Origin of the sequence: Flavobacterium sp., from assembly GCF_013822155.1 — a bacterium.
Classification (GTDB): domain Bacteria; phylum Bacteroidota; class Bacteroidia; order Flavobacteriales; family Flavobacteriaceae; genus Flavobacterium.
On the sequence record NZ_PNJW01000079.1, the window covers coordinates 1 to 11,250 of the forward strand.

9 protein-coding genes and 1 tRNA gene are annotated in these 11,250 nt (G+C 36.5%); 9 read left to right on the forward strand and 1 reads right to left on the reverse strand.

The window, feature by feature from the left end:
• Nucleotides 1–310: 310 nt before the first annotated feature.
• A complete protein-coding gene (locus C0512_RS13825) occupies nucleotides 311–943 on the reverse strand; it encodes a hypothetical protein (RefSeq protein ID WP_290862561.1) in 633 nt (210 codons plus the stop codon).
• 547 nt (nucleotides 944–1,490) lie between these two features.
• On the opposite strand from C0512_RS13825, the gene C0512_RS13830 reads away from it, so the two are divergent.
• From C0512_RS13830 to C0512_RS13870, 9 genes are all read left to right on the forward strand, one after another.
• The gene (locus tag C0512_RS13830; RefSeq protein WP_290862563.1) at nucleotides 1,491–1,685 is read left to right on the forward strand and encodes a hypothetical protein; all 195 of its coding nucleotides are present in this window, start codon (nucleotides 1,491–1,493) and stop codon (nucleotides 1,683–1,685) included.
• Nucleotides 1,686–2,052: 367 nt separating this feature from the next.
• Nucleotides 2,053–2,835, forward strand: coding sequence for a prolyl oligopeptidase family serine peptidase (locus tag C0512_RS13835; protein ID WP_290862565.1), 783 nt, complete (start codon nucleotides 2,053–2,055; stop codon nucleotides 2,833–2,835).
• Between the two features lie 646 nt (nucleotides 2,836–3,481).
• Nucleotides 3,482–4,054 (forward strand): AraC family transcriptional regulator, encoded by a 573-nt coding sequence (locus tag C0512_RS13840; RefSeq protein ID WP_290862567.1) that lies wholly within the window; start codon nucleotides 3,482–3,484, stop codon nucleotides 4,052–4,054.
• Nucleotides 4,051–6,672 (forward strand): ATP-binding protein, encoded by a 2,622-nt coding sequence (locus tag C0512_RS13845; protein WP_290862569.1) that lies wholly within the window; start codon nucleotides 4,051–4,053, stop codon nucleotides 6,670–6,672. Before C0512_RS13840 ends, C0512_RS13845 begins: the two co-directional genes overlap by 4 nt.
• Nucleotides 6,662–7,111, forward strand: a complete 450-nt coding sequence (locus C0512_RS13850) for a response regulator (protein ID WP_290862571.1) — start codon at nucleotides 6,662–6,664, stop codon at nucleotides 7,109–7,111. Before C0512_RS13845 ends, C0512_RS13850 begins: the two co-directional genes overlap by 11 nt.
• A gap of 57 nt (nucleotides 7,112–7,168) precedes the next feature.
• The gene (locus C0512_RS13855) at nucleotides 7,169–7,549 is read left to right on the forward strand and encodes a PH domain-containing protein (RefSeq protein ID WP_290862573.1); all 381 of its coding nucleotides are present in this window, start codon (nucleotides 7,169–7,171) and stop codon (nucleotides 7,547–7,549) included.
• A gap of 551 nt (nucleotides 7,550–8,100) precedes the next feature.
• Nucleotides 8,101–9,762, forward strand: coding sequence for an alpha-glucan family phosphorylase (gene glgP / locus C0512_RS13860; protein ID WP_290862575.1), 1,662 nt, complete (start codon nucleotides 8,101–8,103; stop codon nucleotides 9,760–9,762).
• A gap of 143 nt (nucleotides 9,763–9,905) precedes the next feature.
• A tRNA-Ser gene (locus tag C0512_RS13865) sits at nucleotides 9,906–9,990 on the forward strand.
• Nucleotides 9,991–10,240: 250 nt separating this feature from the next.
• Nucleotides 10,241–11,074, forward strand: a complete 834-nt coding sequence (locus C0512_RS13870; RefSeq protein ID WP_290862577.1) for a phage integrase SAM-like domain-containing protein — start codon at nucleotides 10,241–10,243, stop codon at nucleotides 11,072–11,074.
• Nucleotides 11,075–11,250 lie beyond the last annotated feature (176 nt).

The window sequence follows — 11,250 nt, forward strand, 5'->3', positions numbered from 1 at the left end:
AGCGATATCCATAAAAAATCCTTTTAAATCCATTCAATCCATCAAATCTGTGTTCCATCCCTCAAACAAAAAAACTAAAAAAACTAAAAAAACTAAAAAAACTAAAAAAATTAATAAACCGAATAAATCCGTCCCGAGACTTCGGGATCCCCTTATCGCGAAGCGATATCCGTAAAAAATCCTTTTAATCCGCGTCATCTGCGTCATCCGCGTTCAATCCCATAACCAAAAGAACCAAAAAAATCAAAGAACTAAAAACCAAAAAAATATCAGCTGAAAACAAAAAAAAACGGCCCGAAGGCCGCTTTCACTAATCAACATCTAAAAGACTCAGCACGTTAAACTTCCCATCATTCAAAGCATATTGAACGCCATTCACCTCCTGCATAAACTCAATCAGGAAAAAGTAAAACTGCGTGCCCGAACCTCCCGGAACTGCCGTCGGTAGCATTTCTGGCGAACTAACAGTCATATCCAGCTCTAAAGTAACCACCGGACTGTAAGTAATCTCAAATGCTCCCGTTTCAAAATCCAAGTTCAAAAACCCGGTTCTAAAACTAACATGAGTCGAGTTCTGTGGATAAGCCAACATGTCTAAAGGAACCAAGTCCTCAATAGTCACTTTGCCCGTAGCAGTGTCCAAAACAAAAGGAGCTTGCAAAACCGAAGTCAATTGAGAACGACTGTTAAAGTCAAATCCTTTCAACAAGTTCTTTCCATCATTTGTACCGATGCCTTCAAAAACCGTACGGTTCCCGCGAGACGAATTGGCATCCTCGTTTTTAACCAAGGACAATACTTTCATTAAGCGGTTACTAAGCGTTCCGTCATACGCCTTACGGATTAATACGGAATTGGCATTGCGAATCATCTTGCCCGAGTGAGCAACATTCGTAAATTCAGTGCCATTCTCTCTCGTACGGGCAAAGGCCGGATCGTTCATAATGCGTTGTTTTGAAACTCCGCCTTTGTTGCGAACCAGATAAACATCTCTTCGCTTAAAAAAGGTAACGTCATCTAACGTTCCTTCAATCTTAAATACGCCTTTTTGTTTGGCCATAATAAAAAAAATTTGGGGATTAATAATGACACAAAGCTATGGGAGTCAATTCAATACAAAAAATCCTTCGTGCCGATTTAAACTTTTTTTGCCAATTTTGCCGTTAAGTTTGGTTTTTTCCAATTATTTTATTTATTTAGCGTAGAATTTCCTACAAGATGTGCGATACCACGCAAATAGTTTCAATAGCCAAGTGGCTTTTATCCCAAAAACTATCATTTCCATCAACAAATTGAATGAATACAATAATCTAATTTAATCGAAGTTACACTAGTGTACTACCTAAGTTATACCTAAGTTATACTAGTGTTATAGGAGTGTTATAAAAGTAGTGTCTCTATAGTTCCAAAAAGGGAGTACAATAGCATTCCAATTCATTCCTTTCGATAAGCGTGTTCCATTAACAATAATCATTCATAATTACGATGCCATGGAAAGACAAGCAATTTACACCAAAGACATTCAAGTATTATTGGGAAGAAGCGAACGGTATGCCCGAAACCTCATCCACAAAATGAAAGTAAAGTTCAACAAAGAACCCCACCAATACATCACCATTGAAGAATTTTGCGAATACACTGGCCTTTCCTTTGAAAAAGTAACACAGCTTATAAACAAAAGATAACTACATTTTTTTATATCCGCTTCTAAAGAGCAAACTGCGGTTCAAATACACAAACAGGAGCAGAGGTTTCAGTCCATAACACAGCTCCTTTTAAGCCCAATCTACAATAAAAAAAGCCCCAATTAAATCGGGGCTAAACCTTGATTACTAATCAAGAAGACTGTCTATGGTCGATTAAAAGTAGTAATTTATTTTTAAACAGCAAATTATTCACAACATTTTTAGGGTTTTAGATAAAAAAAGATTCCTAATGTGCCATAAAACTGCTATATTTACATTACTTTAAAATCAGTTCGAGTGGGTGAGGGGAATGGTGTTGCCGGGCTGTTTTTATGAAAGGGATTACTACTAACTTAACGAATACACGATGAATTTCAACAAGCTTTCTTCCGCAAAAATGATTTTGACCTTGCTTTGTGTGGTTTTGATACAAACGGCTTACGGTCAAGTTTCCCGTTTTAGTGTTGAAAAATACAGCAATGAAAAAGGGGAAACATTGCCCTACCGACTGCTTTATCCGGATTATAACACGGTTCGAAAATACCCGTTGGTTGTTTTTCTCCATGGTTCAGGCGAACGCGGAACCGATAATGAAGCTCAATTGAAATGGGGCGTGGCTAATTTTGCGAGTGATGAGAACATGAAGTTATATCCTTCGTTTGTGCTTGCTCCACAATGTCCGTTGGATTCCGATTGGTCTAATTTTTCGGATGGTAAAGAGGGTCAAACGTTTTTATTGCAGCAAACACCTTCCAAACCAATGGCTCTTTTAATGGCTCTAATTGAGGAAACGGTGAAAAAGTATCCGATAGACACGAACCGGATTTATATAACGGGCTTATCCATGGGCGGCTTTGGAACCTTTGATGCGATTGAACGCTACCCTAATTTGTTTGCAGCGGCCGTTCCTGTTTGTGGCGGCGGCGATAGTTCGCTGGCAAGCACGATTAAGCATATTCCTATTTGGGTGTTTCATGGTGCGGAAGATGTTGCGGTAGATCCTGCCTATTCGCTAACGATGATTCAGGCCTTAACAAAAGCCGGAGCACATCCAGGGTATACGCAATATCCGGAAGTAGGCCACTTTTCATGGCTAATGGCTTATAGTGATTCCTTACTGATGGAATGGTTGTTCAGACAACGGAAGTAACTTATTCTCGGTGGTGGTGTAGGGGTAATTAGGATGGCTTCCGGCTATGGTGTTCTTAATGCGAAGTGCTTTTGGGTTTTCTCAGGAGGCTTCTTTCTCTAAAATCTATCAATATCAAACCAATTGTTGCTACAATAAAAAAGCCCCGATAGAATCGGGACTTTACTTAATCATAAAAATATGACTTCAACCTCAGGAGTAGTAAAAGTATAAAAGTGTTTTTAAACTGCAAAATATTCACATCATTTTTATTGATTTCACAGCAAATAGGGTTAAAAAGTAATGAAATACTAGTTTAGAAGGGGTTTAATCGAATAAATGTTACTTACGAACAGCCATTAAAAAAGGCCCTTGTAAAAACAAAGGCCCTTTCTCTTCTTAGTGGTTTAGTTTATGGAATAAAATTATATACATCTTGCCCTAGGGTATACTAGGGAAGATAGAACGCAGCACGGTTGATAAAAAGGGGGTGGTTGTTTTTGGTGTCTCAAACTTACAAATAAGTTTGCATTAATCCTACAAAAAAGAGAACTTTTTTTATTGGCAATTGCTTCAACCTATGAATTATGCAATATTTTAACGGGATAATATGATAGTAACCGTTAAATAAGCCTGACCTTTATAAAAATATTCTAAACCACGATAATTGAAAATATTTATTAAGTATATGGTGAGTAACCGTTGCCGCATCATGCTAAGGGATGAGTTGCAAAAGTTAGGGTTACACTTTGTCATTCTGGACTGGGGTGAAGTTGACGTAATGGAAGACTTGACTGCCGAGCAACGCTTGCAACTGAGTGAAGGTTTGCTGGGCACAGGGCTGGAATTAATGGATGATAAAAAATCTATTTTGATTGAGAAAATTAAACATATCATTATCGATATGGTTTATCATTCCGATGAAATAATTAAGGTTAATTTTTCGAATCACTTGAGTGAAAAGTTGAATCACAACTACACTTATTTAGCGAATCTGTTCTCTGAAGTGCAGGGAACCACAATTGAGCAATACATTATTAATCATAAGATTGAATACATCAAAGAGCTAATGGTTTATGGAGAGTTGAACCTCACCGAGATTGCTTATAAGATGAACTACAGCAGCGTGGCCCATTTGTCGAATCAATTTAAGAAAGTGACCGGGCTGTCTCCCTCGCATTTCAAGAAAATGAAAGAGAAACGACACACTGTTGAAGAGGAAACAGACAACGAATCATGACCTACAAAATAGCCTTATCACAAGCCGTTTATTATTACTTAGCGATATTAATTATTATCGCTTTGGGGATAATTTTTTATTTTAATTCAAAAAAGGTTATTTCTTCCGGTAATCATGTTACGCATACCTATGCAGTGATGGATAAAAACCAGGAGTTACTGCTGGATGTGATGAGTTTTGAAACGGCGAGTAGGGGCTATTTGTTAACAGGGAATCCTTCATTTATTTCGTCTTATAGACAGAGTTTGGCTCAAGTAGAGCAAAACATTGTTATACTATTACACTTAACAAAGGATAATCCGAGCCAGCATAAAAGGGTAGAAGACTTAGCAATCTTGATTGCTAACCGCATCAAGATGTCGGAAAAACTGATTGAAGCCAAATCAAAAGAGCCAGAGAATAGCAAAGAACAATATTTGTTTTTGCAATTTAGCACAGCTAAAACCGAGGCAATCCGTGAGAGTGTTAAGGCAATTAATGCAGAAGAATTTATGTTGCTGAAAGTGCGTAAAAGTGAAAACACGTTTAGTACGGACATGAATAAGATAGTTTTGTTTTCGCTGTTTGCGGGCGTATTTCTATTGCTGTTGTTTATTTATTTTGTGTTTCGGAATCATACCATTATTAATGAAGAGTCAAAAGCACACAGCTATGCGATGCAATTGGCGTCTAAATATTCGCTGAGTTTGATAGAGGCAAGTCGGGATCCGTTGTTTACGATTAGTCCGGAAGGAATTATTACAGATGCAAATCAGGCTTCTGTTCAGGTAACGGAAATGGCACGGGAAAAGTTGATAGGTTCAAACTTTACTACTTATTTTACGGATTCTGAAAAAGCGAAGGAAGGTTATGAAGCAGTTTTTTCGAAAGGGTTTGTTTCAGATTATCCGTTAACCATAAAAGATGGTGTGTTGACCCAAGTGCTTTTTAATGGTTCAGTGTATAAAGATGATAACAATACGGTTATAGGAGCCGTAGTGGTTGCACGTGACATCACAGAGCAAAAACGAATTGAAGACGAACTTATCAAAGCGAAGCAAATTGCTGAAGAAGCCGCTATAAAAGCGGAGAAAGCTACTAATGTTGCCGTTGAAGCGGTGAAGTCGAAACAGCAGTTTCTGTCGAACATGAGCCATGAAATCCGAACTCCGATGAATGCCATAATTGGTTTTACTAAAGTGGTTTTAAAGACTGAACTAACAGCAAAACAGAAAGAATATTTAATGGCCATCAAGATGAGTGGTGATGCCATGATTGTTTTGATTAACGATATTCTTGATTTAGCCAAAGTAGATGCGGGACGAATGAACTTTGAAAAGACACCTTTTAAACTGAATTTGTCGATTGCGGCGATGTTACATCTTTTTGAAACGAAAATACAGGAAAAGAATTTGGCGTTATTGACTGAATATGATGAACGCATTCCGGAAGTATTGGTGGGTGACCCGGTTCGATTGCATCAAATTATTTTGAACTTAATCAGTAATGCGGTTAAGTTTACGAACAAGGGTTCAATAGTGTTAGCTGTTAGGTTATTGAAAGAAGAGGATAAGAAAGCGAGCATAAAATTTTCTGTAACCGATACAGGTATCGGGATTAAGAAAAGTAAAATAAGCAGTATATTTGATAACTTCCAACAAGCCACGAGCAGCACGGCTCGATTGTTTGGCGGTACTGGATTAGGATTAGCCATTGTTAAACAATTAGTGGAAGCTCAAGGCGGAACGATTACAGTGGAAAGTACGCTTGATGTGGGTTCAACTTTTAGTTTTGTTTTAGATTTCAGTAAGACTTCTGCCTTGGCAGTTGTTGAGCCTGAAATGATTCCGTTGAATACGGATATTAAAGACACTAAGATATTAGTGGTGGAGGATATGGAACTGAATCAGTTGTTGATGAAAACGCTGTTAGACGACTTTGGGTTTGAATGTGAAATAGCGGCTAATGGTAAATTAGCTGTTGAAAAGTTGGAAACAACTGCGTATGATATCATCTTAATGGACTTGCAAATGCCGGAAATGAATGGTTTTGAAGCAACAACCTATATCAGAGAAACATTAAAATTGACAGTTCCCATCATTGCTTTAACTGCCGATGTAACAACGGTGGATGTAGCGAGATGCAAAGAAGTGGGAATGAATGATTATATTTCAAAACCGGTTGATGAGCGGTTATTGTATAGTAAGTTAATCGGGTTGATAAAAAAACCTATTTTAATCATCGATCATGAAGTGGGCAAACCAACGGCTACAGATACGATTCGGTATGTAGACATGAGTTATCTGAACAAGTTAACCCAATCGAATACAAAACTGATTCGGGAAATGATTACGGCTTATTTGCTGCAAACCCCTCCTTTAGTCACGATGATGAGAAAGAGTTATAACTCGAAAGACTGGGCACTGTTGAAATCAACTGTCCATAAAATGATACCTTCCTTTTCTATTGTGGGTATTAGTGATGAGTATACCAAAATGGCTAAGCAAGTGCAAGTATATGCCGATGCATTGGAACACGCCCCGGATTTAGAAGAGATGATTAAATCTTTAGAGCGAGTATGCAATCACTCGTGTGTTGAATTACAAAATGAATTAAATGCTATGAACGATGAAAAATAAAGACAAATTAAAACTATTCCTTGTTGACGATGATATTGTGTTTTTGAAATCACTGGAAATACAATTCCTGCAGCATGGTGATTTCGAGATAGAAACCTATGTGACAGGAGAGTTGTGTATAGCAGCGTTAGACCATGAACCTGATGTGATAATACTTGATTATCACTTAGACGGCATTGATAAAAAAGCAATGAACGGCATAGAAACGTTAGATATCATTAAGGAATCAAAATCACATATACCGGTTATAATGTTATCCAGTCAGGATAAAATAGAGGTAGCAGTGAGTTGCATGCTGCATGATGCATTTGATTATATAATCAAAAGTGAAACCGCCTTTGTTCGTATACAAAAAGATTTAGCCACGTTAGTCAAACTCCAAAAAATGGAAAAAGAACTAAAATGGTATATGGATAAGAGTAGTTTTTTATCGCATTGATAAAATAAATCGGAAGGAAGTTTCTATCTTTGAGGTTTACTTAAACAATCGTAAGATATGGGACTATTTTCAGCCTTATTAGGCAACGCGGGATCAGTAAAACCGGAGGAACTTCAAACAAAGTATGGTCGATTACTGACAGATTCTGAAACTATTGAACTGGGTTTTAAACTGATTCGCGACACATTCATCTTTACCAATAAACGCCTGATATTGATTGAAAAGCAAGGCATCACCGGTAGTAAAGTGGAATATAAATCGATACTTTACAAAAGCATTAGTCGTTTCAGTGTGGAAACTGCCGGTACTTTTGACCTTGAAGCAGAATTGAAAATATGGGTTTCCAGTGAAACGCATCCAAGTATTGTTAAACAATTTAATAAAGGAGTTGATGTGTATGATGTGCAAAAAGTGTTGGCACATCATGTGTTGGGATAGGTATAAATAATCATTTGGAGCTTGTTAAACGTAACCAAAACGATAACAAACTCCTCCTGACATATTCCGGTGAAAGTGTGGATTGAGTACACAATATCTTCCTGAACCGGTTTCATTAAAATAGCATTGTTGTTTGTTAGTACCTAATTTTAAATCAGGTGACGATGTTCTTCTCTTGACAAAGCAGCAATACATTTTATTTTTTCACAGCTAATTTTAGCTTCATTATTGTTTAGTAAAATACGGGATAAAAGTTGTCAACTCGTTTATACAATTCTTGTAAAAAGTTATAAAATTCATATTTATATTCATCTGATTGAGTCTTTTTTTGTTGAATAGTCAGCATATGAATCAAAAGAACATTTGAGGCTGTTTTGACCTATATTATCACTGAAATTCTACCTTTTATATAAATATTCTTTTTTATATTTGGCTTGGTTTTTATTGAAAGGCAATGCTTTTTGTATGCTACTGAAAAACAGTGTTCTACTGATTTATTTCCTTTTTAATTCTACCGTTTTCTCTATTTTTAAACGTATAAAAAAGACAGCATGAGCTCAACTTTGCCCAAACAGTACAAACACCCGTATACCTTTGACAAAAAATATAAAACATCGGTGGCCTATTTCAGTATGGAATTTGCCATTGATCAAAGCTTTAAAATCTATTCCGGAGGATTGGGTTTTTTAGCAGGTTCTCATATGCGAAGTGCCTTTGATTTGAAACAAAACATCATTGGTATTGGCGTTTTATGGAAACAAGGTTATTATGATCAAATTCGAAAAGAAGATCGCTCGATGGGAGTGATGTTTCAGGAAAAGATTTTTCACTTTTTAGAAGATACCGGCATTCGGTTTACGATTGAAATCAATAACCACCCTGTTTGGATTAAAGCCATGTTTTTGAACCCAACCACTTTTGGCACGGCTCCCATGTTTTTTCTTTCTACGGATTTACCGGAGAATGATTATTTGGCTCAATCGACTACGTTTCGTTTGTATGACTCCGATCCAAATGCAAAAGTGGCCCAATGCATGGTGTTAGGTGTTGGCGGAGCTAAGTTGTTAGATGAATTGAATTATCAACCTGATTTATACCATTTTAATGAAGCTCATGCTTTATCAGGAGCTTTTCATTTGTATAAAAAGTTCGGACATAATTTAGATGAACTTAAAAAACGATTAGTTTTTACAACCCATACTCCGGAAGAAGCAGGAAATGAAAAGCACGACATTTACTTTTTGCAAAACCTAAGCTTCTTTTGTGGCTTACCGATGGAAGAGGTGAGAGCTATTTCAGGCATTTATGACAATACATTTAATCATACCTTAGTGGGTTTACGTTTCAGTCACAAAGCGAATGGCGTTTCGAAATTGCACGGGGAAGTATCCAGACACATGTGGGAAGGTTATGACGGTGTTTGCCCGATAACTCACATCACGAATGCACAAAATAAAAACTTTTGGGCAGACCCATTCTTAGAAGAAGCCAGAGTTGCCAATAATCCGGCCGGTATTTTGAAAAGAAAAGCCCGATTGAAACATAAACTGTTTGATGTGGTAGCAGACCAAACCGGAAAGTTATTTAAAGATGATGTACTCACGATAGTTTGGGCCAGACGTTTTGCGGAATACAAACGCCCGGATTTAATCACACGCGACCATGACCGTTTTAGACGATTAATGGATAATAAGGAGTTTCCAATACAGCTCATCTTTGCAGGAAAACCTTATCCAATGGATTATGGTGCCATCAATACCTTTAATTCCTTAGCTTATTTAAGTCGGTCATTTGATAATATGGCAGTTTTAACCGGATATGAATTGAAGCTCTCCAGACAGTTAAAAGAAGGGTCGGACGTTTGGTTGAACACACCTAGAGTTACCCGTGAAGCTTCGGGAACAAGTGGGATGTCGGCCGCCATGAATGGTTCTATCAATTTATCGACTAATGATGGTTGGATTTGTGAGTTTTATGATAATGGAGTTAATTCGTTTGTGTTGCCAACAGTTGATCATCATTTGCCAACGTATGAGCAGGATGCCAAGGATTTAGATAATTTATTAACCTTATTGGAAAATGTAGTTGTTCCGATGTATTATAAAAAACGGAAGGACTGGAATAAAATCATGATTGAAAGCATGAATACAGTAGTACCGTTTTTTGATTCAGCCAGAATGGTGGATGAATATTATGAGAAGATGTATAGTTGAACGTTTTAAGCAGTAGAAAGTTCTGATTGCGAAAGAGTTAGTTTTAGGAAAAAAAAAGTCTGATATTTAGCCATAAAACGTTTGCAGAAACAAAAAATCGTTCTATATTTGCACTCGCAATCAGAAAATGATTGTGTTTTATTGGAGAAATGGCAGAGTGGTCGATTGCGGCAGTCTTGAAAACTGTTGACTGTAACAGGTCCGGGGGTTCGAATCCCTCTTTCTCCGCTGATATTCTATCAAAATGAACTAAAACCCTTTAAATTCAACATTTAAAGGGTTTTTTATTTTAACATAATCCTCAATTTATTCAAAATTAATCAAACTTAAGGTGCACTATTCGGTGCACCAGTAGAATGGTAAAAAAGGTGCACCTATTTTCACTTGAACCCCCATGAACCCTGTGGTTCAGAAAATGAACATCTTTTCTTGTATTGATAATTAGTGTAAATTAACTATCAATTTAAAGGTTACCAAAATGAAAGCTAAAATCAATGTACTTTTCTATCTCAGAAAATCAAAAGTCAATGCCATTGGGCGAATGCCAATTTTTCAACGGATTACAGTAAACGGTCAAAGGTTTGACATCAGTACCGGTCATTATGTAGATGAATCGAAATGGTCATCAGAAATTAGCAGAATGAAGGGTAATTCAGAGGAGGCTCATACAGTAAATAGTCAACTAGAACTATTCAAAGCTAACGTGTATGAGACAGAAAAAAGACTGTTTATGAAAGAAGTTGAAATAACATTTGAATCTTTTAAACTAGAACATCTTGGGAAATCAGAACGCACCCGTACCCTCATCCCAATATTCCAAGACCATAACAACAAAATCAAAGCTTTAATCGGGAAAGAATATGCTCCGGGAACATTGGAACGCTATGTAACATCACTAAAACACACCAAAGATTTTTTAATGTGGAAATATAATATCACCGATATCGACATCACTAAAATTGATCATGCATTTGTAACTGATTATGAATTCTATCTGCGAACAGTCCGCAATTGTGCAAATTTAATTCAAGAAACAGAGGAAGGATTAATTGGAAAGAAAATTTTAAGAGAAGAATTTGCGGATGATTTGCCAAAAGAAATAATTGAACGAAGCAAAATGTCTTTTGACGTCGGTTCTGGAATTAGAAAATTAGTAGTGGAATATTTAACTCAAAATGGAAAAACAGAAAAACAACAATTGAAAGAGATTTGGAATAATTATTTTTCTGAAAAAATAGCCAAGAATGACTATTTTAATTCATATCCAACATTTGACATAGCAATTGAAAAAAGAGGCATAAATCATAAATGAATATGAATAGAATTCAAAAAATAGAAAATTTACTTCTCAAAGAGTTTGAAACAGTTCCGTTTCATAACTTGTTTATGCTTAATAATAAAAATTATGTTGCATCAGGATTGGGAGGAACTTGTTCTGACAAAGTACTGCATTTTAAAAAAGTCTTAAGTAATAGCAAAATAGAATCA